The organism is Vibrio sp. 1F255 (assembly GCF_041439145.1).
GTDB classification, from domain to species: Bacteria; Pseudomonadota; Gammaproteobacteria; order Enterobacterales; family Vibrionaceae; genus Vibrio; species Vibrio crassostreae_C.
The window spans coordinates 46,239-70,648 of the sequence record NZ_JBGONQ010000008.1; the positions used below are offsets into that span (position 1 = coordinate 46,239).

Sequence of the window (24,410 nt, forward strand, 5' to 3'; positions counted from 1 at the left end):
TTATATTTTAGTGAATATTGCCGTTATAGCTGGTGGTTTTGCATGTGTTTTAAGAATACATCGGCAGGCATAAAACCGGTTACACGAGCATTTGGAACATGGTTACCCTCACCATCCCAGAACTCAATCGTAGGTAAGCCAAGTACCTGTAATTGTTTAAGCAGTTCAATGTCTTGAGGCATGTTTCTCGTTACATCGGCTTGTAGCAGTACGAAGTCAGAAAGCTTGTTTTCCACATCAGCTTGATGGAAGGTGTACTTCTCGAATTCTTTACATGCCACACACCAATCGGCGTAGAAGTCGAGCATCACAGGCTTACCGAGTTTCTTCGCTTCGATGAGCTGGATTTCTAGTTCTTCAACCGTGTTGATGCGTGCAAATTGGATGTGTTGTTCTACCGTCACGCTCTTTTCTGCAAACCAGTAATTGAGCGCAGGTTGAGCTGATGCGAACAGGCCAAGCATCGCAATGATGCCCACAGCGCTTTGCTTCCAGCCACCAAATGGCAGTGCATTCTTACTGTGGTAAAGCCAACCAAAGGCGATGAAGCCAAGGCCAGACCAAAGCACGGTTGCCCACAACTCAGGAATGATTCGCTCTAGCAGGAAGATAGGCGCGGCAAGCAAGATAAAGCCGAATACGATCTTCACCTTGTTCATCCAGCTGCCCGCTTTAGGCAATAGCTTATTACCAAACACTGCCACTAAAATCAGTGGGATACCCATACCCATAGCCAACGCGTACAGAGCAATTGCACCGGTAAATAGGTCACCACTCTGAGCCACATACAGCAGTGCGCCTGACAATGGCGCCGTGGTACAAGGTGAACACACCAAGCCAGAGATAGCGCCCATTGCGAATACGCCCAAGGTATTGCCACCTTGCTGCTTGTTGCTTTGGTTGTTGAGCCAAGTTTGGATGCTGCTTGGCAGTTGCAGGTTATAAACGCCAAACATCGACATTGCTAACGCCACGAACAGAACACTCAGCGCGATCAGCACGTAAGGGTGCTGCATAGCGGCTTGGAATTGCATGCCTGCTGAAGCAACCACTAAACCTAATAAGGTGTAGGTTAACGCCATGCCTTGCACGTAAATAAAGGACAGCATCAGCGCGCGACCTTGGCTGAGTTTGCCACCACCTAAAACGATACCCGTTAGAATCGGATACATAGGCAGCACACACGGCGTAAAGGCTAAACCAACACCGAGTGCTAAGAATAATAGAGGGGTCCACCAACTGTCACCGAGCTTATCGGCTAAGCCTGCTTCTTTTGAAACAGGGGCATTTGGCTGTTGAGTCGTGTTACTTACAACGTCTGCTTTCGGAGATGTTGGTTGCGTAGAAACATCGGTTTCGTTGCCAGCAGAAGATGAAGCTTGTGAGTCACTACCTTGCGAATTAGCAGAACCTGTTGCTGTGAAAGGTTCAATGTCGATGATACGAGTCTCTGGTGGGTAGCAGAACCCTGCGTCCGCACAGCCTTGATACTTAACGATCAGCTGTGAGCCATCTTGGTAACTCTGCAGAGGAACTTGCACGAATAACGGCTGAGTATAAATGCTCACCTCACCGAAGAATTCATCTTGGTGCGGCTTACCATCTTCTAATTCAACATTACCGATAGCGAGATTTTGCCCGGTGAACGAGAGGCTATGTTGATAGAGGTAGTAGCCCTCTTTTACTTGCCAGTCGAGAAGGACTTTGTCGTCTTGCTGGTAGTAATTGAAAGGGAAAGCTTGGTCTACAGGGACAAAACCATTGTTATTGCCTCCGAAGCTTGGCTCGGCGTTGTCGTTCCCAAATAGCGCCCACGCAGGCTGGGTGAATAGGGAAACACAAACAAAAAGTAATGTGGCAAGTCGTCGCATACTATTTAGTCATCAAAATGGAGTTGAAGGTATCTTAACTCAATCAGACCGTAATAGTTTGCTATTAGTTTCATCGGCAAACAAATATCCCCTAAGGCGGGATAGCGATTTTATTGGGTAATCGAGTGGGGAGCTGCAATTCAACTTGAGTGACTTGCCTTTGTAAAAGAGACATTTAAGCTACACCCAAGCGTGCTTTTACGACTTGTTCGCAAGCATCAATATTCATCGTATCTTTTGGAATAATAAGCACGGTATCATTACCGCCAACGGTGCCGATAATCTCAGTATGTGGGTCGATATCGACTAATCTTGCGACTAATTGAGCACAACCTGGATGAGTTTTTACGATGACCATCGCTTGGTTATGAGTGATGAATTCGATTTGCGATGAGATGGATGCATCGACACGAACCGGTGCACTTTCAACCGTGATGCAGTAAACCTTTTTACCGCAAGCATTCTGAATTTTGACAACACCAAGCTGTGACAAAATACGAGAGACGGTCGATTGGCTGATACCTGTATAGCCAATATCGACAAGTTTCTCTCGCAGTTGATTTTGGGTCGAGAAGCTTTGTTGTTGTAGTAAGCGTTTGCACGCTGCAGTCAGTGTTTTATCTTCAGCTGAATACAAGCAACCGTGCTCAGTGATTGGGTTCATGAACAACTCCTTAAGGTCAACATGTGGTTATCGCTTGTCCGTAGCGCCGAGCGTACTCCCAAAGCCGTAGAGTACGATTGTTAAATAGGGCTTACCGATGAATCCCGAAATAGAGAGGGAAGGTATGCGTGATGTATGATCGTCTATCCATTGAGTCTACCACTAAAGAATAGTTATCTTTTTGAAGGGGATCACCAAATAAAATTCTAGTTAATTGCTTTTATTTTGGAGTTTTATTCTTTTGTTAAATGGATATTTATTCCAAGTTTGGCATAAATATCCATCGGTATTAGGGTGCTTTGGAGACCGTGATAATGGCGCTAAGGGTTAGCGAATTTCACTCATGATCTCGCGAGAGAATACTTTTTCACAGTAGTGACATTTTAGCTGCACGTTTTCCTGTTTTAGCTGCACTTTAAAGCTGCTTTCGACTGGCTCACCGTGCGAAATACAGTTGCTATTCGGGCAAGAGTAGACACTGTTGATTTGGTCTGGCAGCACTAATGTTAGCTTGTTAACCACCTTGTACTCTTCAATCTGATTGACCGTCGCTTGCGGGGCGTACAGAGCCAATTGGTTGGCTTGTTCCTTGGTCAGAAAGATGTTCTCAATCTTGATTAGGTCTTTGTTGCCGAGCGCTGATGATGGCAGGTTTAACCCCATAGTGATGCGCTGTTCTGTTTTATGCAGCTTGAACAGTTTGAGAATTTTAATCCCAAGATGAGCAGGGATGTGGTCAATGACGCTGCCATTACGGATCGCTTCTACTTGTAGCTGAGTTTGTTTAACCATGACTGTTTCTCCTGCTTATAAAGTGTCGTTAAGAACTAGGGCCAATAGGGCTTCGCGAGCGTATACACCGTTTTCAGCTTGTTCGAAGTAGTAAGCGTGTGGCGTTTTATCAACGTCGGTGGTGATTTCGTCGACGCGTGGCAGCGGGTGAAGTACCTTCATGTTTTGACGAGCGTCTTTCAATGTATCGGCGGTGAGGATGTAAGCCGATTTCATGTGTGCGTATTCCGACGCATCAAAGCGCTCTTTCTGCACGCGAGTCATGTACAGAACATCCAGTTCCGGCACGACTTCTTCAATGCTGCTGTGAGTGCTGTATTGGATGCCCATCTCTTCCAATTCTTCACAGATGTAATCTGGCATCTCTAAGACTTCTGGCGCGATAAAGAAGAAACGCACGTTATTGAATTTCGATAGTGCTTGGGTCAATGAGTGCACGGTACGGCCATATTTTAGGTCGCCGACGAACGCCACATTGAGGTTATCGAGCGTGCCTTGTGTTTCGTAAATCGAGAACAGGTCCAGCAAGGTTTGCGTCGGGTGCTGGTTAGCACCGTCGCCGCCGTTTACTACCGGCACACCGTTAGAAAATTCAGACGCTAAACGTGCTGCCCCTTCTTGTGGGTGACGCATTACAAAGGCATCGACGTAGGATGAAATAACCTGCACTGAATCGGCAAGTGTTTCGCCTTTCTTCGCCAGTGAGGTGTTACCGCCATTATCAAAGCCAATGACCGTGCCGCCAAGGCGTTGAACTGCGGTTTCAAATGAAAGGCGAGTTCGAGTTGAAGGTTCAAAGAAGCAGCTCGCGACAACCTTATTTTTCAGCAACTCTGGATTTGGCTCTGCTTTGAGTCTTGCGGCAGTATCGACGATAAGCTCCAGTTCATCACGAGAGAGCTCAGGTATGGAGATGATGTGCTTGTTAAATAACGAATGCGCCATAACGGGTCTTCCTTTTTCTATGCATACAGTCAAATTGCGGACAAAAAAAAGCCCCCTAAAAATAGGAGGCTTTGAAACGATCAATAGAGCAAAATAAAAATGACACCACCGCCACTCTTTGGCGTGTAGTTTGACAATTATGTGCGACAGAATTGCGGTTCATTTTTTGCTCTCTTTAGACAAATTGCGGAGGATTATACTCAGATAAAAATGCCATGCAATACTTTCCGTAAAGTATTCATTTAATGGATTTTTATGCGAAATTACGTCCATTTCTAGTTTCCATTTAAGCCTTTGTTGGAACTGAGAATCTCAGGCTTTTTCAGGTAATAATCTTTTCTAGTACATGAAAAAAAATGCGGGTTTTATCCAAGGTCAAAATCCCAAGAACGCCACCCGCATTTCCCTGTTATTGCACTTAGCTTGTCAATTTATTGCGAACAAGTGCGTGCTTAACTTCTTAACTTCTTAACTTCTTAACTGCCTAGTGTCGCAACCATTACTGCTTTGATGGTGTGCATGCGGTTTTCTGCTTCATCGAACACGATTGAGTATTCAGACTCGACCACTTCGTCCGTCACTTCTACGCCATCTTTAAGCTGCGGATATTCAGCAGCAAGTTGTTTGCCGACGGTTGTATCTTCGCCGTGGAAAGCCGGTAGGCAGTGCATGAATTTCACATGTGGGTTGCCTGTTGCTTTGAGCATTTCCATGTTCACTTGGTAAGGCATCATTAGGTTAATACGCTCAGCCCATGCTTCTTTTGCTTCGCCCATTGATACCCAAACGTCGGTGTATAGGAAGTCACAACCTTGCACGCCTTCTTGAACATCTTCTGTTAGCGTGATTTTGCCGCCAGTGTGTTCTGCGATTTCACGACATTGAGCCAGTAGCTCTTCTTGTGGCCAGAACTGTTTTGGAGCAACAAGGCGAATGTCCATGCCCATTTTCGCTGCGCCAACCATCAGAGAGTTACCCATGTTGTTGCGAGCATCACCTAGGTAAGCAAAGCTGATTTCATGCAGTTGTTTACCACGGCCGTATTCCGTCATGGTTAGGAAGTCAGCAAGAATTTGTGTAGGGTGGAATTCGTCAGTCAGACCATTCCATACTGGAACTCCAGCGTAAGCGCCTAGCTCTTCAACAATCTCTTGACCGAAGCCGCGGTATTCAATGCCATCGTACATACGGCCAAGAACGCGAGCGGTATCTTTCATTGATTCTTTGTGGCCAATTTGAGAGCCAGATGGGCCTAAGTAAGACACGCGAGCGCCTTGGTCGAATGCCGCTACTTCGAATGCACAGCGAGTACGAGTTGAGGTTTTCTCAAAGATAAGCGCAATGTTTTTGCCAGTTAGTGTTGGCTGTTCGTAACCGTTGTACTTCGCTTTTTTTAGCTCCATAGAAAGATCTAATAAGTGTTGAATTTCGCGTGGAGTGAAATCTAGTAGTTTTAGGAAGTTACGATTGCGTAGGTTAAAAGCCATGATGTATTCCTTCTTAGATTTAGGCGCTTTCTTGTTACAGGGAAAGAAAATTCAAGAAAGCGCGATTCAATTTTTGTGTATTAATTTCAGTTCAAACGGTGATTCAGTTTTCTCGCAAGGTTTGAAAAGCTCGCGAGTAGATTAATCTTTGGTGATGTTGGTGCCCGCCAAGCCTTGCAGGATTTGCAAACCATCTTCGAGTGCACCAATACCGACGACTTTGCCGCCTTGCTGAATGAATTCGCACGATGCTTCAATTTTTGGTCCCATAGAGCCTGCATCAAATTCGAATTTCGCCAGTTCACTTGGTGTGGTGCTGCGCAGTGCGTGTTGAGTCGGTTTGCCCCAATCAAGGTAAACAGCGTCCGCGTCGGTCAAAATAAGCAGTGCATCCGCATCCAGTTGTTTCGCTAAGAAAGCCGCTGACATGTCTTTGTCGATAACCGCTTCAACACCCACTAATTTGCCGTTCTCTTTTTTCACTGGGATGCCACCGCCGCCAGTACAAATCACTAGGTGGCCTGCATCGATAAGTTGGGTGATCGCTTCGTGCTCAACAATGCCAGTAGGGCGTGGGCTTGGCACAACGCGACGGAAGTGTTGGCCGTCTGGTTTGACGATCCAGTGGAATTTCTCCGCCAATTCACGCGCTTCCGCTTCTTCGTAGATCGGGCCAATCGGCTTCGTTGGATCGGCGAATGCAGGATCGTTTGGATCAACGGTCATTTGCGTCAACATGCACGAGATGTTGCGGTTAGGTAGATAGTTCTTGAACTCTTGCATCAGCATGTAGCCGATCATGCCTTGAGTCTCACTGCCCAATACATCTAGCGGATACGGGTTTACTTTTTTGTATTCCAAACCTTGCAGAGCCAGTAAACCAACTTGTGGGCCATTACCATGTACTAGAACCACGTTGTACACTTTCGCGATTTCAGAGATGGTTTTAACCGCTGTTTCAATATTACGGCGTTGAACATCGGCTTCTAACGGCTCACCGCGACGAAGTAAGGCATTACCGCCGAGTGCAACAACAACAGTTTGCTTAGTCATAATTGTGTTCTCTCATTTTGGCCAAGCTGAGATTATTTAAGATCATTCAACTTGGCCGTTTTCGTCTTAGTGATTAGATACCATCACGCTCAATTGGGCAGCTCATGCAGCGTGCGCCACCGCGACCGCGGCCAAGTTCATCTCCAGGGATAGGAAGAACTGTGATGCCTGCTTTATCGTATTTTTCATTGGTGTAGGTGTTGCCTTCGTAGCCAATCACAACGCCAGGTTTAACCGTTAGAACGTTGTTTGCATCGTTCCACTGCTCACGTTCTGCATGGAAGTTGTCACCACCGGTCGTGATTAGGTTTAGCTTGTCTACGCCAAGTGCTTTTTCGATAGCTGTTACGAAGTAGCCTTCTTCTTTCACTTTCACTGCGCCAGACTCATCACCAGTTAGGTTCCAGCACTGTACGTCTTTACTCACCACTTCAGGGTAAACAGAGAACGTATCTTCGTTCATGTGCGTCATAACGGTGTCTAAGTGCATGCAAGAGCGGTGTTTTGGTAGCTGCATTGCGATAACTTGTTTCGCTTGACCGTGTTTGAATAGGCTAGATGCTAAGTGCTCAACACCTTGTGCTGTTGTACGCTCAGACATACCGATAAGAACCGTACCGCGACCGATTACAAGAACGTCACCGCCTTCAATGGTTGAGTTGTCGTAGCTGATGTTTTCTTCATCGCCGAAGTACTTAATGAAGTCTTGGCCAGCAAATGTTGGGTGCCAGCGGTAAATAGCGCGAACGTGGTTGGTTTCACGTTGACGAGCAGGTTTCGCCATCGGGTTGATGGATACGCCACCGTATACCCAGCAAGATGTGTCACGAGTAAATAGGTGGTTTGGTAGCGGTTCGATAATGAAGTCGGTTGGTGCGTGCATGCCTTGCATCATTGAAGATGATTTCATTGGCATCTCAGCGTAAGACAGACCACCCGTTAGGATTTTTGCTAGTTCTAGGTTTGGTAAGTCGCCCAAGTAGCAGCGCACATCGTTAGCAAAGGTTTTGCCTAAGCGGTAATCAGAAACTTGATGATTCAAAAGCCAATCTTTCGCTTCTGGCACTGCTAGCGTGTCTGCTAGTAGGTCAGTAAGAAGAAGAACTTCAACACCTTGATCACGCAGCGTTTGAGTAAATGCGTCATGCTCTTTACCAGCACGTTCAACAGCCAGTACGTCATCAAATAGTAAATCGTGACAGTTAGAGGGTGTTAGGTGAGTCAGTGCGCGTCTTGGACGGTGAACTAGAACGCGGCGTAATTGACCTATTTCAGAACCTACATAGAACTTACTCATGATCGTCTCTCTCTTATATATTTGAATTACTTTTATCGCTAAGAGTAATTATTTATTTTCAGTTGAGAAGAATGAATTATTTATTCATATCTCTTGTCTGGAATTAATATTACGCCTGCTAGTCAGGTATTCTTAGAGATCTATCACAAATCGTTTTTTATCCCGCAGCCCTTTAAAATTAAGGGTTTTAACAAACTTTATGCACTTTCAGTTATGAATAATACATTCTAAATAGTTAGCAGTTAGGGAACTTTATGCACGCTTTTTTGACGAAACTTACTAGAATCTAATTTACGAGGGATTATATGCAGAATAGTTTTATTGATAAGAGTGTACTTAGCTTGGAAGTATGCAGTGTTTTTATTTAGATATTTAATTTTGGATGTGGAATTAATTGTTTATTAACAAAGTAAATGCGAATAAAGCTGTTGCGATCACATTTTAAAATCGGCTGTTTAAGTGTGTTTTTTGATAGAAAAGGGCATTAATCCTCGTCTGTTTATTAGGCTATTAATTACTTTAAATATAATTAACGCTAATAAGTGACTAACTATTTGTTTAAACATCATGGTTGAAAATAGAGTGTTATTTCATCAAGAAAATTAGATGTTTAAAAGTAGGATTGATTCTTCTATTGCGAGTGCTTTGAGTTTGGTTGAGCTTGGCTACGAACAGAAGAACCTTGAATATCGCGTGTATGGCTTTGAGGAGCTGTTTCAGTGGCAGAGGGTTACATTGAGAGGGAACAATAAAAAAGCCGCTGTGAGAAGCGGCTTTGGATGAGAAAGGAGTGAAGTGCTGTTAGTTAGATCAGCGCACCAATACTCAGTACAACAATGCAGAACACCATCAATATACCGACTAGTGGCATCACCCATTTAACCCAGCGCACGTAAGGGACACGAGCAATCGCCAAACCACCCATCACCACCGCGGAGGTTGGGGTGATTAGGTTCACCAAGCCAGATGCAGATTGGTACGCAGTGATAACCAAGTCACGACCTACGCCAGCAAAGTCGGCCAGTGGTGCCATGATTGGCATGGTCAGTACCGCTAAGCCAGAGGTCGATGGCACTAAGAACGACAGTAGAATCTCTAAGAAGAACATCACGTTAATGAAGATAACCGAAGAAAGCCCCGTTACCATCTGTTCTGCTGAGAAGAGAATGGTATCGGTGATCATACCGCGGTCCATCACCACTACGATACCACGTGCAATACCTATGATGAGCGCAACGCCAAGTAGGTCGCGGGCACCATCAATGAAGCTGGTGGTAAACTCTTCTTCGCTCATGCGAGCCACAATACCAACGATGATGGTTGCTGCTAAGAACATCGCTGAGATCTCAGCCATCCACCATCCAGCAACGGATACACCATAAATCATTACAGCGAACGAGCCACCAAAAATGGTCAGAATCAGTTTGCGAGTCGCGGTGAATTCAAGTTTTTCGCCGCTCGCATTACCTAAGAAGTGCGCTTTGTTCTCTTCGTATTTGTCGTAGACAATTGATGTTGTTGGATCGGCTTGAACCATTCTTGCGTAACGCATTACGTAGGCAACACAAATACCCCAACCAATAATCAACATCGCAATGCGCAACACGATACCGTCTGTAAATGGAATACCAGAGGCGTTGGCAGCGATCACGGTTGCGAATGGGTTAATCGTTGAACCCAGCACCCCAATACCTGCACCAAGCAGTACGGTCGCAGCGGCAACAAGAGGGTCAAAGCGAGCTGCCATCATTACCGGCACTAGCAATGTATAGAAGGGCAGTGATTCTTCCGCCATGCCGTAGACGGTACCACCTGCGGCAAATAGCGCCATCAGTATTGGTATCATCAACTCTTCTCGCCCTTCTAAGCGGGCGGTGACGCGCTCGATACCGGCATCAATGGCACCCGTTTTGGTTACTAGCCCTAAGAAGCCACCAATGATTAAGATGAACAGCGAAACGTCGATAGCCGCCGCTTCATAGCTATTGTGGTCATAGAAGCCGTCAATAGGCGCGAGCAGTACATCAATCACGCCTTGAGGGTTACCTTCTACCGCTTGATAGGTTCCGGTTACGGGTACTTCTCGGCCTAGCTCTTCATTCATTGCACGGTCGTATTGGCCTGCTGGAACAATCCAGGTAAGCAGTGCGACGAACGCAATCAGAATAAATAGAATGGTGTAGGCAGAAGGGAATTTAAAGTTGGCAAAGAAGCCGCCCTTTTTTTTCTCGCTTGGTATCGTTTGAGTTGTCATGGCTATCTCCTTACATCATCTTAAATAGAAGTGATGTGAATTAGCGACTAATGATTTATAGATTGTAAATACACGGACACTTATAAAGCACTCAACGATATAAAGTTGCTGACTTTAAATTAAGGTTGTTTTTATATTTACTAATCCAAATGAAGTTAGATTTAATTTAGCTGCGGTTATTTTATTCCTTACTCCGGTATTTAAGTTTGGTGCTGTTCACAAAAATAATGGCTAATGAAAGGGCTAAAAAATGGCAGAAAATCGTCAAGGTTTTTTGGTTAGTTAGCTTGGATTAATATTCGATGTGGATTAGGTGGAAGCGAGGGGGGATTGATTTGGTAAGTGTTGTTATTAGTTGGGTTGAATAATCTTGGAATTTTATTCAAATTTTATTTTTGGGCGGATTTTAAAGTTTATAATAGTTATTTGATGTGTATCAAATAACACATTGAGTAGAAAACAAAAAAGGAAGCCGAAGCTTCCTTTTAAAGTTTTAATCATCAGCGAATGTTAGATAAACAGACCGCCGAATGCGAAGCCGAGTGCTACCGCAGTACTGATTGTTGCCACACCAGGAATGAAGAATGGGTGGTTAAATACATACTTACCAATACGCGTTGAACCTGTGTCATCCATCTCAACCGCTGCTAGTAGCGTAGGGTAAGTTGGAAGTACGAACAGCGCACTTACCGCAGCAAAAGAAGCAACGGCTGTTAGTGGTGCTACGCCAATCGCTAGTGCTGCAGGCATCAGTGCAACTGTTGTTGCGCCTTGAGAGTAAAGCAGCATAGAAGCGAAGAACAGAACAAGAGCCAGCATCCATGGGTAGTCAGCCAGTAGAGCGCCTGCTACGTCTTTGATTTCAGCAACGTGTGCGTTTACAAACGTTGAACCTAACCAAGCCACACCAAGTACACATACACATGCCGTCATACCAGAACGGAACGTTGGTGCTGAAGAAATCTTCGCTGCATCAATCTTAGTGAACATCACGATAGCCGCTGCTGCTGCCAGCATTACAGACATGATCGCTTCGTTACGACCTAGCGCCGGGTTTTCAATTAGGCCAACAGAGCTAGAGATAGCCGCTGCGTAACAAACCACGAAACCAATTGCAGCTAGAAAGATGTAAGTCGCTCTCTTTGCCGTTGGTAGAATTTCGCGTTTCTCTTCAGTTGCTAGCTTGATTAGACCTTTCTCAAGACGTTCTTGATAAACAGGATCGTCTTTCAATTCGCTACCCATGTAGTTAGCAACAACCGCACCAACCATACAAGCGATGAAGGTTGTTGGGATACAAACCATCAATAGCGTTAGGTAATCAACACCAAATGGTGCCAACATTGCTGCGAAAGCCACAACTGCAGCCGAGATTGGCGAAGCTGTGATCGCAATTTGAGAAGCGACAACTGCGATAGACAGTGGACGAGAAGGACGAACACCTTGGCCTTTCGCTACTTCTGCAATAACAGGAAGCGTAGAGAATGCTGTGTGACCAGTACCCGCCATTAATGTCATTACAAAGGTCACAATCGGCGCGTAAAAGGTGATGCGTTCAGGGTGTTTACGCAAAAAGTTTTCGGCAATTTGTACCAACCAGTCCATACCGCCAGCAACTTGCATTGCAGCAATTGCGGTGATAACTGACATGATGATCAAGATTACGTCGATCGGGATGAAAGATTGGCTTGTTGGAACGCCAAGAATAAGTGAAAGGGCAATAACACCAGCACCACCGGCAAAACCAATACCGATACCGCCAATTCTGGCCCCCAAAAAGATAAAGAGCAGGACGACAAACAGTTCTACTGCAATCATAAGTAACACCTCATTTAGATTTTATTATGTGAACATTCGCCGCTGGAATGTTCACATAATAGTTCTATGGTTTAGATTCAATTTGGCAAAAGCGCAACCAACGGAAATCCACAAAATAATCATGGTTAACCGTATTGGAGCCTAAAAAAGGGCTCCGTTTGGAACCCTTTCTCGCTAACTTTATTCGTAGCGCTTCGCTTTATACTGAGGATGCATCAAATTTTCAACAGAGAAAATGTCATCAAGTTCTTCTTCGGTTAATAAACCGCGCTCTAGAACCACATCACGAACGCTCTTACCTGTCTCAGCACAGATCTTACCAACAATGTCACCCTCGTGGTGGCCAATGTATGGGTTTAGGTAAGTGACGATACCGATAGAGTTAAATACGTGTGATTCACATACTTCTTTGTTCACCGTAATGCCGTCTACACACTTGTCGCGTAGGTTCACACAAGCGTTTGTTAGGATGTCTAGAGACTCAAACATGCTTTGTGCAATAACAGGTTCCATTACGTTCAGTTGAAGTTGACCACCTTCCGCAGCGAAAGAAACCGTGTTGTCGTTACCTAGAACTTTGAAGCAAACTTGGTTTACTACTTCAGGTACAACTGGGTTTACTTTAGCAGGCATGATTGAAGAACCTGCTTGCAGTTCAGGTAGGTTTAGCTCGTTCAAACCAGTACGTGGACCTGAAGAAAGTAGACGCAAGTCGTTACAGATCTTAGATAGCTTAACTGCTAGACGCTTAAGTGCGCCGTGCGTCATTACGTATGCGCCACAGTCAGACGTTGCTTCGATTAAATCTTCAGCCGCTACACACTCTAGGCCTGTTACTTCTGCTAGGTGTTTCACTGCTAGGCCTTGGTAACCCGGTGCTGCGTTCAGACCTGTACCGATAGCCGTTGCGCCTAGGTTTACTTCAAGCAGTAGTTTTGAAGTGTATTCTAGGTTTTTGATTTCTTCATTGATGGTTACAGCCCAAGCGTGGAACTCTTGGCCAACCGTCATTGGAACTGCGTCTTGAAGCTGAGTACGACCCATCTTCAAAATCGTGTTGAATTCTTGGCTCTTAAGCTCGAATGCACCTTTTAGGTATTCGATCGCATCAATCAGTTTACGAACGCTGTTGTAAACAGAGATACGGAAGCCAGTTGGGTAAGCACAGTTTGTAGATTGGCTGCGGTTTACATGGTCGTTCGGGTTGATGAACTCGTATTGGCCTTTTTCTTTGCCCATAAGTTCAAGAGCCACGTTCGCAACAACTTCGTTTGCGTTCATGTTTACAGAAGTACCAGCACCACCTTGGAAAACGTCCGATGGGAACTGATCCATGCACTTACCCGTGTCTAGAATTAGGTCACAAGCTTGGATGATGTATTTAGCCACTTCGCTTGGAATTACACCTAACTCTTTGTTTGCTAAAGCCGCCGCTTTCTTAGTCATCACCATACCGCGAACGAATTCAGGTACATCTGAGATCGTTACATTTGAGATGTTGAAGTTTTCAACTGCGCGTAGAGTGTGGATGCCGTAGTAAGCATCAGCCGGAACATGACGTTGACCTAATAGATCTTCTTCGAGACGAGTAGCTTGAGGAGCTTCAACTTGAGCTTCTGATTGAGTAGCCATAACAGGATCCTTAGAGAATTATTCTGATTATATAGTTAGTTATTAGCCTATTCTGTGTGCAAATACTCCGTTCGCTAGAATATTGGGCTGATAAATCCGTCCTGACTTATGTGGCACATGATACTGTACTTAGCGCATAAAAATATTAAGTTGATCACCTTTTTCGTTTTTGTTTCGTCAATATTTAGCAAACTTATTCCGGGTCAATAAACACGCTTATTTACAGGATAAATTTGAGATTGATAGGGCTTTCAGCGTAAACTGGATGTAACAAAGGAGGGCGTGTGTTTCCTATCTTATTATTACTATTTATCTTCGTACCCATCATTGAGATTGGGCTATTTATTCAAGTTGGTGGCTTCTTAGGATTGTGGCCAACTATCGCGTTGGTTCTGATCACTGCATTTGTGGGTGCATCGCTGGTTCGTAGCCAAGGCATTCAGACACTTATGTCTGTTCAAGGTCGGTTGCAACAAGGCGAAATGCCAGCACAACAGATTCTTGAAGGCGTGATGCTTGCGGTTGCAGGCGTATTGCTGCTGACTCCGGGTTTTATGACGGACGCACTCGGTATGTTGGTATTGTTACCAGCACCAAGAGCGATGATTGCCAAGAAAATGATGGAAAAAATGGTGGTGACCAATATGTCTGGTGGTTTTCATGCGGGTGGGCAAGCTGGTTTTGGCCAGAGCCCATTTGGACAAGACCCATTCAATTCAGGTCCATCTGACCAATCAAAAGACGGCAACACCTTTGAGGGTGAGTTTGAGAAGAAAGACGACGACAACGATCGTAACCGCTTAAATTAATCCGTTTTTTCTCTTTTCTTTATATAGAGGGAAAAACAGAAAAGGCTCTTACCGTTATCCTTCGCAAGAAAGTGATAATGGTAAGAGCCTTTTTTATTGTCTGTCGCTAGCTGTTACTTACTGTTTACTATCGATAACAGATAACAGATAACAGATAACAGATAACAGATAAAAGATAAGCTTGAGTGTTCGGTTATACCGCGCCTTCAAAGCCCATTTGTCGCCATGCTTCAAAAGCAATGATTGCCACTGCGTTAGACAGGTTGAGGCTGCGTGCGTCTGGCATCATTGGAATACGAATACGTTGCTCCATTGGCATGCTTTCAATGAACTCAGCAGGCAGGCCGCGAGTCTCAGGGCCAAACATCAGCACATCGCCTTGTTGGAATTTCGCATCAACGTGGTGGCCTGTCGTTTTTGTGGTGCAAGCAAAGATGCGGAAATCACCCTCACGTTCATTCTCTAGATACTCAAGGAAAGCTTCTAGGTTCTTGTGACGCTTAACTCGCGCAAGGTCGTGGTAATCCAATCCAGCACGACGAACCTTCTTCTCTTCAAAATCAAAGCCAAGCGGTTCAATCAGGTGCAGGTTTGCGCCGCAGTTAGCACATAGGCGGATGATGTTACCCGTATTGGGTGCAATTTCTGGTTCGTATAGAGCGATATCAAACATGTTGGTTCACAAGAGTAATCAAAGATAGCCCGAGTATACGGTGGCAAGCTGAGTGAGTACAGTTCGCCACCGTGACCATTCGCTTACGCTTGGTTCGTTAGTGCTTGCGCGTAGTTTTCAGATACGGCATTCCAATTCACCACGTTCCACCATGCATTGATGTAATCAGGACGACGGTTTTGGTAGCTGATGTAGTAGGCGTGTTCCCAAACATCGAGCGCGAGAATCGGTTCGCCATCACTCGCCACGGTATCCATCCACGGATTATCTTGGTTCGAGGTTGAGATGATCTTCAGTTGCCCTTGCTCTACCACTAGCCAAGCAAAGCCGGAGCCAAAGGTATTGATCGCCGCTTGGGCGAACTGATCTTGGAATGTCTCGAAATCACCGAAGGTACTCTTGATAGCCTCACCAAGCTCGCCCGTAGGTTCACCACCACCGTCTTGCGACATGCAATTCCAATACAAGATGTGATTGTAGTAGCCACCACCATTGTTACGCACGTCAGGGCTGTGCTGAGATATGTTGGCAAAGATCTCGGTCAGAGATTGCTGTTCTAGCTCGCTGCCAGACACCGCCGCAACAAACTTATCGTAGTAGGTTCTATGGTGCTTGCTGTAATGCACTTCCATTGTCTTAGCGTCAATGTAAGGCTCTAGGGCATCGTAAGCGTAGGGTAAAGCAGGGAAAGTGTGCGACATGGTAAATCCTCCTTAATTAGAGGATTTACCATAATGGTAATGATAATCATTATCAACTGCGATCTTTGTGGGGGTATTACACCGGTAAGATAGGCAGGGTGATTTCGAGTTGTAATCCACCGAGCTGGCTGCGGGTTGCGGTGATGGTTCCGCTGTGTTGGCGAATCGCACTTTCAGTAATGGTTAATCCAAGCCCTGTGCCGCCAGAGTTTCTGTCACGCGCTGTTGAGACACGGTAAAAAGGTCTGAAGATAGAATCGAGTTCATCCTCTGGAACACCATCACCATTATCATTGACGCAAATTGTTAGCTGATCTTGCACCACGTGGAACTGCACATCGACTTGGTCTTTGCCGTAGTAAATGGCGTTACGCGTAATATTGTCTAGCGCACTCATCAGTAGCTTAGGGTTACCCGAAATAGAACGCTCAGGGATCTCTGAGAACGTCAGCTGTTTACCCATCTGTTCGGCTTCAAACTGTGCGTCTTTTAAGATCTCTTCCCACAGGCTAGAGATAGGCTGAACCTCACGAGTAATGTGGCTGTCGACCTGCATGCGCGATAGCGTTAGCAGCTCACTGATCATCTGTTCCAAACGCTGTGCTTCGGTATCAATGCGTTCTAACTCTTGGCTCTCGCCTTGTTTACGAATCGCCAGTGCATTGGCCATGCGAAGACGTGTCAGTGGCGAGCGGAGCTCGTGTGAGATATCAGAGAGCAGGCGTTGTTGCCCCGAAATCATCTGGTTTACCGCTTCTACCATCTGGTTAAAGCTTTCACCAGCTTGTCTGAACTCTGAAGTACCTTTTTCGAGTGTTGGATCGACCTCGAATTGACCTTTCGCCACGCGTTGTGCCGCGCGTTCTAGCCTGCGAGCGGGTTGACTCAGTGCCCAAGCTAACCAAAGTAATAGCGGGGTACTCGCCAACATCACGGCAAGCAGTAGCTGCAGAGGTCTATCAAACAGGCGCAGTAAGAATGGCGGTGGTTGGTTCCACTTCACTCCGGCATACATCAGCAACTCTTCACCAGCGAGAGTAATTGGCACTGGCCCTGCGACCATGTAGTGTCCGTAGAGTTTTTGCTTCGGCATCTCAGGGTTATCAATCGAGGTAACAAAGTTACGAATCGCCTTTAGCTTATAGTCTGAATGCCTTTTCGAGGTAAGGACTGCGCCCTCAAGATCGGTCAGGTAGATGCGAGCTCTAGAATCCTTGCGGCTGCGTGGTGCCTCCAGTTGGAAGACAATCTTGCCCAGATTAGGTTCTTTGGCGTAGCGTTTCTCTGTGATTTTAGCGATACGCTCGAGTTTATCGAGGTGATCTGCGGGCACATCTCGCGCGACTCGAGGGTCTAAATGGGGAAGTGACAGCACCGACAAAAGCACCAGTAACATGGTGAACCAAAAGATAGCAAAGATACGTCCATATAAGCTGGTGATTTTAGGTATACGCATTAATCTTCCTCTACCAATAAGTAGCCACGGCCTCGTAAGGTTTTGATGCGTGATTTGCCGTCAGTGCGCTCAGGAATCTTCTTACGTAGATTAGAGATGTGCATGTCTATCGCGCGGTCAAACGCTGCGAGCCTTTTACCCAGCACATCCAAACTCAATGCTTCTTTGGTGATCACTTGCCCTGGGTTTTGGATAAGGTGACTCAGTAGAGCGAACTCGGTTGTGGTGAGGTCGATGAGCTCCCCATTGCAGTAGGCTTCTTGTTTGCCAGGGAAGACTTCGATGTCTTGATATTGAACTCTATCACTGGCCGCCTTAGGTGCGGTGTTGGTTTGAGTACGACGCAAGATAGCTCGAATACGCGCTAACAACTCTCGGTCACTGAAAGGTTTAGGCAGGTAATCATCCGCGCCAAGTTCAAGACCAATCACACGGTCGATCTCTTCGCCTTTTGCGGTCAGCATCAGCACTGGTGTTTCCCAATTTTCTCTCAGTTTCTTTAGTGTTTCCATGCCATTAAGACGCGGCATCATCACATCCAAAAGAATCAGGTCAATCTCATCATTGATAGCTTCCAGCCCTGCATAGCCATCATTGGCTTCGGAAACAGTGAAGCCCTCAAAGCTCAGAATGTCTTTGAGTAAGCTGGTTAACTCGGTGTCGTCATCAATAAGAAGAATGTTCGCCATTGGGAAGCCTTAATCATTTAGTTAGGTTAATAATACTGCTAATTATTCGTCAACTTTCACTCTTTACGATTCTTTACGCTTTCTAAACGTCACTTTACGAGGGAAAGACTAATCTATATTCAAGCGCTGAGAAACAGACGCAACACATGACTTATTATACCGAATTGAGGCAACAATTATGAAAATGACTAAGAAACTTGTACTAGCAGCTGCGGCACTTCCACTTATTTTTGGTACAGCAAGCGCGTATGCTTACGGTGGTGGTGATAAAGGTGACCACAAAGGTATGCACGACAAGTGTGGCGGTTTCGATAAAAAAGTAATGCGCCAACTAGACCTAACCGACGCTCAAAAAGAACAGTTAAAAGATATGCGTGAAGCAGACCGTGCTGAGATGAAAGCAAAGCGCGGTGCAAACAAAACGGCAAAAATGGCGCAAATGAAAGCGCATCACGAAAAGGTTCAAGCATTGGTACTTGCTGACAACTTTGACGAAGCAGCAGCAAACGACCTAGCAAGCCAAATGGTTGAGAAGCAAACTGAGCGTCGCGTAGCAATGCTTAAGAAGCAACACCAAATGATGAGCGTACTAACGGCTGAGCAAAAGACTCAACTGAAAGAAATCCAACAAGAGCGCATGACTAAGTGTGCTGACAAAATGGGAAAACGCATGAACAAAGACAAGTAATTCATTGTTTGAAAAATCAGCGTTGAATGAAAGTGTTTAGAAAGAAGCGGCCGAGTGTCGCTTTTTTTGATCCTTAAAAATGAATGTTTTACATCATGGCTGTCATATTCAATTGGTGGTTTGCAGGTTATACTTTGTGCTATCAGTCACTTTATAGCCAAGTCATGAAACAAGAATACGCACGTTTAGTTACGCTCGCCGCTTGGGCAGCCACCACCATCGCCACTATTTTATTGATAGTGAAAGTCGCAGCTTGGTGGGTGACAGGTTCCGTGAGTCTGTTGGCTTCCGTCGTGGATTCAATGCTGGATATCGCGGCCTCTGTCGTTAACCTTATCGTGGTTCGTTACTCTCTGCAGCCTGCCGACAAAGAGCACACCTTTGGTCATGGTAAGGCTGAATCTCTCGCTGCATTAGCGCAGGCAATGTTTATTTCAGGCTCTGCATGTTTCCTTATTCTCAATGGTATTGAGCGCTTCTTCCGACCTCATGAACTGAACTCTCCAGAAATTGGTATCTACGTCAGCCTGTTCGCGATAGTGATGACCTTTGGTCTGGTTCGCTTCCAAAAACATGTGGTCAACAAAACGGGCAGCCAAGCTATTGCGGCCGACTCTCTGCACTATCAATCAGACCTTTATATGAACGCTGCGATCATGCTGGCACTGGCATTGAGCTGGTTTGGGATTGGTCAGGCGGACTCAGTATTCGCGGTCGGTATCGGTATCTACATTCTGTACAGCGCTTATCAAATGGCGATGGAAGCGGTTCAGTCTCTGCTTGATCATAAGCTGCCAGATGATGAGCTGAAACAGATTAAAGAGACATCATTGAGCGTGGAAGGCGTGTTGGGTGTGCATCAATTACGAACGCGTCGCTCGGGGCCAATACGCTTCATCCAACTGCATCTAGAATTGGAAGATAATATCCCACTTATTGAAGCGCATCGCATTTCTGACGAAGTAGAGGCTAAGCTTATCTCCGTGTTCCCTGATGCTGATGTATTAATTCACCAAGACCCGTATTCGGTCGTATTTGGACCAGAGAAGCAGCAGAAATTCCACTCGTGGTAATGCGTGCTAAAAATCAGCGGGCAAATGGTAAGTGAGTGGCTTTTGAACTAAAGTGAGTAAAAATTATTAACTGTTAGGTGATTCAAAAACCACCTTAGTAACAATTAATGTTGATTCTGATGTGAATCAACAAAGTTATTGAGTAAAACTGTAATACTCTTACAGAAGTAGAAATGTTACATAATTTTACGCGATTTGAGTGCTATTCCTGTTGAGGAAATGTAACATAACGCACAAATATAGATTTAAAATCTTGTTGATATACAATCAGCAAGAACAAGAATTGAATAATAGATTCCCAAAAATCGAGGGTGAGCATGATTAAGAAGATCGGTGTTTTGACCAGTGGTGGTGACGCTCCAGGTATGAACGCAGCAGTTCGCGGCGTTGTTCGTACTGCGTTATCAGTTGGCATTGAAGTTTACGGTATTTACGATGGCTACCAAGGCCTTGTTGAAGACCGTATCGAAAAGCTTGACCGTTCAAGCGTATCTGACGTGATCAACCGTGGTGGTACTTTCTTAGGTTCTGCACGTTTCCCTGAATTTAAAGACGTTGCTGTTCGTGAGAAAGGCATTGAGAACCTTAAGAAGCACGGTATCGAAGCACTTGTTGTTATCGGTGGTGACGGTTCTTACATGGGTGCTAAGAAGCTGACTGAAATGGGTTACCCATGTATCGGTCTTCCAGGCACAATCGATAACGATATCGCGGGTACTGACTACACAATCGGTTACCTAACAGCGCTTAACACTGTTATTGATTCAATTGACCGTCTACGTGACACGTCTTCTTCTCACCAACGTATTTCTATTGTTGAAATCATGGGCCGTCACTGTGGTGACCTTACGCTTATGTCAGCAATCGCGGGTGGTTGTGAGTACATCATTACTCCAGAGACTGGCCTAGATAAAGAACAGCTTATCAGCAACATCCAAGATGGTATTGCGAAAGGTAAGAAGCACGCAATCATCGCTCTAACTGAGCTAATGATGGATGCTAACGAACTGGCTAAAGAGATCGAATCTTCAACAGGTCGTGAAACTCGTGCAACGGTTCTTGGTCACATCCAACGTGGTGGTCGTCCTACTGCATTTGACCGTGTATTGGCTTCTCGCATGGGTAACTACGCTGTTCACCTTCTTCAAGAAGGTCACGGTGGTCGTTGTGTGGGTATCGAGAAAGAAGAACTTGTTCACCACGACATCATCGATTGTATCGAGAACATGCAGAATCCAGACCGTTCTGAGCTGTTCCGCGTTGCAGAAGAGTTGTTCTAAGCCACGCTTAGCGTTCTCTTAAAGAATTTAAAAACCGCTGATTATTCAGCGGTTTTTTTGTGCCTGCCGTTTGGGTTTCAGAAACGACAGGTAATAAAAAAGGCCAACCTAAGTTGACCTTTCATCTAATCTAAACGGTGAGGTTTAAATTAAGCTTTTGCTTCAGCTGCTGCTTTAGCGATAGCTGCGAAGCTTTTCGCGTCTAGAGCTGCGCCGCCAACTAGAGCACCGTCGATGTCTGGTTGTGCGAAGTAAGCTGCTGCGTTTTCTGGCTTAACAGAACCGCCGTATTGGATAACAACTTTCTTAGCAACTTCTTCAGATTTCTCTGCGATGTGTGCACGGATTTGAGCGTGGATGCGTTGTGCATCTTCAGCTGTAGCTGCTTTACCAGTACCGATAGCCCAGATTGGTTCGTAAGCGATGATAGCGCCTTCAAGAGCTTCAACACCTTGAGTGTTGATAACAGCGTCAAGTTGACGAGCACATACTGCAACAGTTTCGCCTGATTCGTTTTGTGCTTCAGATTCACCGATACAAAGAACTGGAGTTAGGCCGTTCTCTTTTAGGAATGCGAATTTCTTAGCTACGAACTCATCTGATTCGTTGTGGTATTCACGACGCTCAGAGTGACCGATGATGATGTGAGATGCGCCGAACTCTTTAAGCATTGCTGGAGACATGTCGCCAGTGAATGCACCGCTGTTGTTTAGGTCAGAGTTTTGAGCACCTAGGATGATCGCGCTGCCCGCTTCAGTAAGCGTACGCTCTGCTAGATCAACGAAAAGTGCTGGTGGAGCAACTGCTACGTCTACGCCTGTTACGCCTTCAAGTTCAGCGTTAAGACCGTTTAGTAGATCAACAACCATTTCTTTGCTGCCGTTTAGTTTCCAGTTACCCATAACTACAGGATGACGCATAGGAATATCTCCAAAGTATTTAAATAAATCGAATGTAAAAAAGTAAACTTTATTACGAAATAATATAACAGATTAATATCAACAGATCATGACTGTGGTCATGACTTTCTTGGATCTTACTCAATGGTCAGAGTAGATTTTGAGCATATATCAGTGATCCGGCAGACAGAATAATAGCTAACTTCTCGGATTTTTCATCGTTAGTTGTTATTAAGGGACAAACGATTGCGTTAACAACAGGAAGTAACAATGCCGAATTTAGTTCTAGAGTACTCCAATTCAGTGGATGAGCGAGTCAATATCCAAGGCTTACTGGAAGATCTCCACCAAGTCGCTCTCACATGTGGCTTGTTTGATGTGCCGTCAGTGAAGTCTCGTTCACTGCGTTGCCATAATTGGTTGGTCGGTGATGAGGAAGATAGTGTAGACTTTATTCATATCAGCTTTGAGTTACTTTCGGGACGAACGGAAGAGCAAAAGCGAGAATTGTCACGATCGTTAATGCAGGTCCTGCAAGAACAAGCGAGTCATGTAAGAAGCTTAACGGTGAATATTCGTGATATGGATAAAAGTTGCTTTCAAAAAGTAATAAACTAACCATTGCTGCTGACTTTTAGCGGCGTATAAATTTGAGTATTTAAGATGTCGATGAAAGAATTACTGCTCTCTTTCAAGGGGAGAATTGGTCGTAAGACTTACTGGATTTGGAATATTTTCTACTACATAGCGATTACCGGCTTTGCTTCTGGTATTTCTGTGTTGTTCCCTGCTTACTCTTATATCCTGCTACCAATCTTCTTATTGATGCTTGTGATCCCAGATCTTGCGGTAACCGCTAAGCGCTGGCACGACCGCAATAAGTCTAATTACTGGCTACTATTGAATGTGCCATTAGTCTTGGGTCGTTTAGCTTCGCCAATGGCTGCAACGACGACAGAGCCGGTATCACCAATTCATATGGCGGCAACCGTCGCGGCATTAGTGTGTGGTTTGTGGATTCTGATTGAGTGTGGCTTGTTGAAAGGCACAGAAGGCCGTAATGACTACGGCGAAGACCCATGTAAATATTGAACAGCGAATTAATAAGAAGGGAGCATTACGCTCCCTTTTTTCTTTTTAATGCTTTGCTACTTTCAGTACATTTTAGGTTCGGTATTCGGCTTAAAAGGCACGACATTTTCAGGCAGAGATTCTTCAAAGCCGCAGCGCCCTTCGAGTGCATCTTGGAACTTACAGACCTGACAGCGCAGCTCTTGCATGAGTACGACATTGGCGTGGTGTGGGTTTTTACAACGGCTAACCACTAAGTCGATGTGACTTTGTTGTGCGCGAAGTCTGTCTTGCATTACTTCTGAAGCCGAACAGATCATCTGTTCGCACATCTCGTGTTTGAATTGATTGAATGCTTTCGGATCGCTTTTCGCGAGTTGGACAAGTTCATCAAAGGGTGGCAGTTTTTGAGCGGGTTGTGGATGCGCCATCATTCCTTCCTTAGCATTAAGCGTGTTTCATATGCTCTAAGCTTAAGAAAGAAATCTGTACAAATTTTAATCTATTTGTATTTTCTCAATATTGAGACGGTATTAATCGCTTACCGTTAAAATCAAAGTGCGGGTGTTAAGGTGTAAGTACAGCGTCGTTCGCCAGCAATGATGTGCTCTGTACGGCTCACGTGACACTCATCTTTTAGTAACTCAGTAAACACGTTGAGCTCAGATTGGCACAGGCTAGGGCAGCGAGTTGCAGCCTTACAGATAGGGCAGTGGTTCTCAATCAAGATGTAGTGATCATCATGCTCTTGAAGCTCAGCCATGTAGCCTTCGTCTTCACGAAGCTGGGTGAGTTTTTTAAGCTTGCTGATGAGTGAATCACAGCCAGACAGCGCAGTTTGATACTGCTTAAGAGTGTGTTGTTCACGCTCGGCAGCAACCTTAGCCAGCCCTTCTTTACCAAATAGATTCTCGACAGCATCAATCACTTGAATGGTGAGTTCACCATGTCGGTCTGAAAATTGGTTATGACCTTGTTGAGTCAGGGACCAGTGGCGAGTCGGGCGACCCACTTTCACTTTCACATCATGAAACGCAAGAATACCGTCATCTTCCAGGCTTTGCAGATGTTGCCTTGCCCCCATTGTCGTCATGCCAAATTCTTCTGACAGTTGTTTCGCGGTTACCGCGCCTTGACGCTTAATGGTCTGTAAGATTCTGTCGCTTGTTTTCATACTATCCCTACCTAATGAACCTTACTATTATGAGGCAAGGTGTTTATAAAGCAAACCATTTACTATATTGATGATAATTTACTC

Annotated in this window: 23 protein-coding genes; 6 read left to right on the plus strand and 17 right to left on the minus strand. The window is 45.2% G+C overall.

The annotated features are described in order from the left end of the window. Positions 1 to 23 precede the first annotated feature (23 nt). The 10 genes from ACED41_RS06955 to aspA all read right to left on the minus strand — a co-directional run bounded on the left by ACED41_RS06955 (position 24) and on the right by aspA (position 13,813). On the minus strand, positions 24 to 1,871 hold the full coding sequence (locus ACED41_RS06955; RefSeq protein WP_102333892.1) for a protein-disulfide reductase DsbD: 1,848 nt from the start codon (positions 1,869 to 1,871) through the stop codon (positions 24 to 26). A 175-nt stretch (positions 1,872 to 2,046) separates the two neighbouring features. Then, a complete protein-coding gene (locus ACED41_RS06960) occupies positions 2,047 to 2,535 on the minus strand; it encodes an arginine repressor (RefSeq protein ID WP_017063664.1) in 489 nt (162 codons plus the stop codon). A 327-nt stretch (positions 2,536 to 2,862) separates the two neighbouring features. Next, entirely contained in the window at positions 2,863 to 3,327 is a 465-nt protein-coding gene (gene pyrI, locus ACED41_RS06965; protein WP_059021942.1) for an aspartate carbamoyltransferase regulatory subunit, read from the minus strand. Positions 3,328 to 3,342: 15 nt separating this feature from the next. Beyond that, the gene (gene pyrB, locus ACED41_RS06970; protein ID WP_017063665.1) at positions 3,343 to 4,272 is read right to left on the minus strand and encodes an aspartate carbamoyltransferase; all 930 of its coding nucleotides are present in this window, start codon (positions 4,270 to 4,272) and stop codon (positions 3,343 to 3,345) included. 476 nt (positions 4,273 to 4,748) lie between these two features. Next, positions 4,749 to 5,759 (minus strand): ornithine carbamoyltransferase, encoded by a 1,011-nt coding sequence (locus ACED41_RS06975; RefSeq protein WP_017062722.1) that lies wholly within the window; start codon positions 5,757 to 5,759, stop codon positions 4,749 to 4,751. 141 nt (positions 5,760 to 5,900) lie between these two features. Beyond that, a complete protein-coding gene (arcC, locus tag ACED41_RS06980; protein ID WP_017062723.1) occupies positions 5,901 to 6,812 on the minus strand; it encodes a carbamate kinase in 912 nt (303 codons plus the stop codon). Between the two features lie 73 nt (positions 6,813 to 6,885). After that, a complete protein-coding gene (gene arcA / locus ACED41_RS06985; RefSeq protein ID WP_017062724.1) occupies positions 6,886 to 8,109 on the minus strand; it encodes an arginine deiminase in 1,224 nt (407 codons plus the stop codon). 805 nt (positions 8,110 to 8,914) lie between these two features. Beyond that, positions 8,915 to 10,363 carry a YfcC family protein gene (locus ACED41_RS06990; RefSeq protein WP_017062726.1) on the minus strand — a complete coding sequence of 483 codons (1,449 nt, stop codon included), beginning with the start codon at positions 10,361 to 10,363 and terminating at the stop codon, positions 8,915 to 8,917. Positions 10,364 to 10,873: 510 nt separating this feature from the next. Further along, the gene (locus ACED41_RS06995) at positions 10,874 to 12,181 is read right to left on the minus strand and encodes an anaerobic C4-dicarboxylate transporter (protein ID WP_016767972.1); all 1,308 of its coding nucleotides are present in this window, start codon (positions 12,179 to 12,181) and stop codon (positions 10,874 to 10,876) included. 180 nt (positions 12,182 to 12,361) lie between these two features. After that, positions 12,362 to 13,813: an aspartate ammonia-lyase gene (gene aspA, locus ACED41_RS07000; protein WP_019821539.1), complete on the minus strand. Its 1,452-nt coding sequence runs from the start codon at positions 13,811 to 13,813 to the stop codon at positions 12,362 to 12,364. Between the two features lie 284 nt (positions 13,814 to 14,097). On the opposite strand from aspA, the gene ACED41_RS07005 reads away from it, so the two are divergent. After that, the gene (locus tag ACED41_RS07005; RefSeq protein ID WP_004729712.1) at positions 14,098 to 14,622 is read left to right on the plus strand and encodes an FxsA family protein; all 525 of its coding nucleotides are present in this window, start codon (positions 14,098 to 14,100) and stop codon (positions 14,620 to 14,622) included. Positions 14,623 to 14,815: 193 nt separating this feature from the next. On the opposite strand, the gene trmL is transcribed toward ACED41_RS07005, so the two are convergent. The 4 genes from trmL to ACED41_RS07025 form a co-directional block, all read right to left on the minus strand. Then, positions 14,816 to 15,295 carry a tRNA (uridine(34)/cytosine(34)/5-carboxymethylaminomethyluridine(34)-2'-O)-methyltransferase TrmL gene (gene trmL / locus ACED41_RS07010; protein ID WP_009844716.1) on the minus strand — a complete coding sequence of 160 codons (480 nt, stop codon included), beginning with the start codon at positions 15,293 to 15,295 and terminating at the stop codon, positions 14,816 to 14,818. 83 nt (positions 15,296 to 15,378) lie between these two features. After that, on the minus strand, positions 15,379 to 15,996 hold the full coding sequence (locus ACED41_RS07015) for a superoxide dismutase (protein WP_102320305.1): 618 nt from the start codon (positions 15,994 to 15,996) through the stop codon (positions 15,379 to 15,381). 76 nt (positions 15,997 to 16,072) lie between these two features. Further along, entirely contained in the window at positions 16,073 to 17,452 is a 1,380-nt protein-coding gene (cpxA, locus tag ACED41_RS07020; protein ID WP_371724708.1) for an envelope stress sensor histidine kinase CpxA, read from the minus strand. Beyond that, positions 17,452 to 18,141 carry a response regulator gene (locus tag ACED41_RS07025; protein ID WP_017061163.1) on the minus strand — a complete coding sequence of 230 codons (690 nt, stop codon included), beginning with the start codon at positions 18,139 to 18,141 and terminating at the stop codon, positions 17,452 to 17,454. The genes cpxA and ACED41_RS07025 overlap by 1 nt, the downstream gene beginning before the upstream one ends. A 178-nt stretch (positions 18,142 to 18,319) precedes the next feature. On the opposite strand from ACED41_RS07025, the gene ACED41_RS07030 reads away from it, so the two are divergent. The 3 genes from ACED41_RS07030 to pfkA all read left to right on the plus strand — a co-directional run bounded on the left by ACED41_RS07030 (position 18,320) and on the right by pfkA (position 21,182). After that, the gene (locus ACED41_RS07030) at positions 18,320 to 18,829 is read left to right on the plus strand and encodes a CpxP family protein (protein ID WP_371724709.1); all 510 of its coding nucleotides are present in this window, start codon (positions 18,320 to 18,322) and stop codon (positions 18,827 to 18,829) included. Between the two features lie 164 nt (positions 18,830 to 18,993). Further along, positions 18,994 to 19,902: a CDF family cation-efflux transporter FieF gene (fieF, locus tag ACED41_RS07035; RefSeq protein ID WP_050649603.1), complete on the plus strand. Its 909-nt coding sequence runs from the start codon at positions 18,994 to 18,996 to the stop codon at positions 19,900 to 19,902. 317 nt (positions 19,903 to 20,219) lie between these two features. Next, a complete protein-coding gene (pfkA, locus tag ACED41_RS07040) occupies positions 20,220 to 21,182 on the plus strand; it encodes a 6-phosphofructokinase (RefSeq protein WP_017061160.1) in 963 nt (320 codons plus the stop codon). A gap of 149 nt (positions 21,183 to 21,331) precedes the next feature. Here the strand turns inward: pfkA and tpiA are convergent, their stop codons facing one another. Further along, positions 21,332 to 22,102 (minus strand): triose-phosphate isomerase, encoded by a 771-nt coding sequence (tpiA, locus tag ACED41_RS07045; RefSeq protein ID WP_371724710.1) that lies wholly within the window; start codon positions 22,100 to 22,102, stop codon positions 21,332 to 21,334. Positions 22,103 to 22,351: 249 nt separating this feature from the next. Here tpiA and ACED41_RS07050 point away from each other — a divergent pair, with 249 nt between their 5' ends. Both ACED41_RS07050 and ACED41_RS07055 read left to right on the plus strand, forming a co-directional pair. After that, positions 22,352 to 22,699, plus strand: coding sequence for a 5-carboxymethyl-2-hydroxymuconate Delta-isomerase (locus ACED41_RS07050; protein WP_050632402.1), 348 nt, complete (start codon positions 22,352 to 22,354; stop codon positions 22,697 to 22,699). 45 nt (positions 22,700 to 22,744) lie between these two features. After that, complete coding sequence (locus ACED41_RS07055; protein ID WP_048605424.1) at positions 22,745 to 23,173, plus strand: DUF805 domain-containing protein; 429 nt, start codon at positions 22,745 to 22,747, stop codon at positions 23,171 to 23,173. 62 nt (positions 23,174 to 23,235) lie between these two features. Here the strand turns inward: ACED41_RS07055 and ACED41_RS07060 are convergent, their stop codons facing one another. Both ACED41_RS07060 and ACED41_RS07065 read right to left on the minus strand, forming a co-directional pair. Continuing rightward, positions 23,236 to 23,583: a DUF3135 domain-containing protein gene (locus ACED41_RS07060; protein ID WP_371724711.1), complete on the minus strand. Its 348-nt coding sequence runs from the start codon at positions 23,581 to 23,583 to the stop codon at positions 23,236 to 23,238. Between the two features lie 122 nt (positions 23,584 to 23,705). After that, on the minus strand, positions 23,706 to 24,326 hold the full coding sequence (locus tag ACED41_RS07065; RefSeq protein WP_017063674.1) for a metalloregulator ArsR/SmtB family transcription factor: 621 nt from the start codon (positions 24,324 to 24,326) through the stop codon (positions 23,706 to 23,708). Positions 24,327 to 24,410: the final 84 nt, after the last annotated feature.

Bases quoted from the DNA above. Each gene is read 5' to 3' on its own strand.
- ACED41_RS06955 (WP_102333892.1), bottom strand. From the start codon at position 1,871: ATGCGACGACTTGCCACATTACTTTTTGTTTGTGTTTCCCTATTCACC.
- ACED41_RS06960 (WP_017063664.1), bottom strand. From the start codon at position 2,535: ATGAACCCAATCACTGAGCACGGTTGCTTGTATTCAGCTGAAGATAAA.
- pyrI (WP_059021942.1), bottom strand. From the start codon at position 3,327: ATGGTTAAACAAACTCAGCTACAAGTAGAAGCGATCCGTAATGGCAGC.
- pyrB (WP_017063665.1), bottom strand. From the start codon at position 4,272: ATGGCGCATTCGTTATTTAACAAGCACATCATCTCCATACCTGAGCTC.
- ACED41_RS06975 (WP_017062722.1), bottom strand. From the start codon at position 5,759: ATGGCTTTTAACCTACGCAATCGTAACTTCCTAAAACTACTAGATTTC.
- arcC (WP_017062723.1), bottom strand. From the start codon at position 6,812: ATGACTAAGCAAACTGTTGTTGTTGCACTCGGCGGTAATGCCTTACTT.
- arcA (WP_017062724.1), bottom strand. From the start codon at position 8,109: ATGAGTAAGTTCTATGTAGGTTCTGAAATAGGTCAATTACGCCGCGTT.
- ACED41_RS06990 (WP_017062726.1), bottom strand. From the start codon at position 10,363: ATGACAACTCAAACGATACCAAGCGAGAAAAAAAAGGGCGGCTTCTTT.
- ACED41_RS06995 (WP_016767972.1), bottom strand. From the start codon at position 12,181: ATGATTGCAGTAGAACTGTTTGTCGTCCTGCTCTTTATCTTTTTGGGG.
- aspA (WP_019821539.1), bottom strand. From the start codon at position 13,813: ATGGCTACTCAATCAGAAGCTCAAGTTGAAGCTCCTCAAGCTACTCGT.
- trmL (WP_009844716.1), bottom strand. From the start codon at position 15,295: ATGTTTGATATCGCTCTATACGAACCAGAAATTGCACCCAATACGGGT.
- ACED41_RS07015 (WP_102320305.1), bottom strand. From the start codon at position 15,996: ATGTCGCACACTTTCCCTGCTTTACCCTACGCTTACGATGCCCTAGAG.
- cpxA (WP_371724708.1), bottom strand. From the start codon at position 17,452: ATGCGTATACCTAAAATCACCAGCTTATATGGACGTATCTTTGCTATC.
- ACED41_RS07025 (WP_017061163.1), bottom strand. From the start codon at position 18,141: ATGGCGAACATTCTTCTTATTGATGACGACACCGAGTTAACCAGCTTA.
- ACED41_RS07030 (WP_371724709.1), top strand. From the start codon at position 18,320: ATGAAAATGACTAAGAAACTTGTACTAGCAGCTGCGGCACTTCCACTT.
- fieF (WP_050649603.1), top strand. From the start codon at position 18,994: ATGAAACAAGAATACGCACGTTTAGTTACGCTCGCCGCTTGGGCAGCC.
- pfkA (WP_017061160.1), top strand. From the start codon at position 20,220: ATGATTAAGAAGATCGGTGTTTTGACCAGTGGTGGTGACGCTCCAGGT.
- tpiA (WP_371724710.1), bottom strand. From the start codon at position 22,102: ATGCGTCATCCTGTAGTTATGGGTAACTGGAAACTAAACGGCAGCAAA.
- ACED41_RS07050 (WP_050632402.1), top strand. From the start codon at position 22,352: ATGCCGAATTTAGTTCTAGAGTACTCCAATTCAGTGGATGAGCGAGTC.
- ACED41_RS07055 (WP_048605424.1), top strand. From the start codon at position 22,745: ATGTCGATGAAAGAATTACTGCTCTCTTTCAAGGGGAGAATTGGTCGT.
- ACED41_RS07060 (WP_371724711.1), bottom strand. From the start codon at position 23,583: ATGGCGCATCCACAACCCGCTCAAAAACTGCCACCCTTTGATGAACTT.
- ACED41_RS07065 (WP_017063674.1), bottom strand. From the start codon at position 24,326: ATGAAAACAAGCGACAGAATCTTACAGACCATTAAGCGTCAAGGCGCG.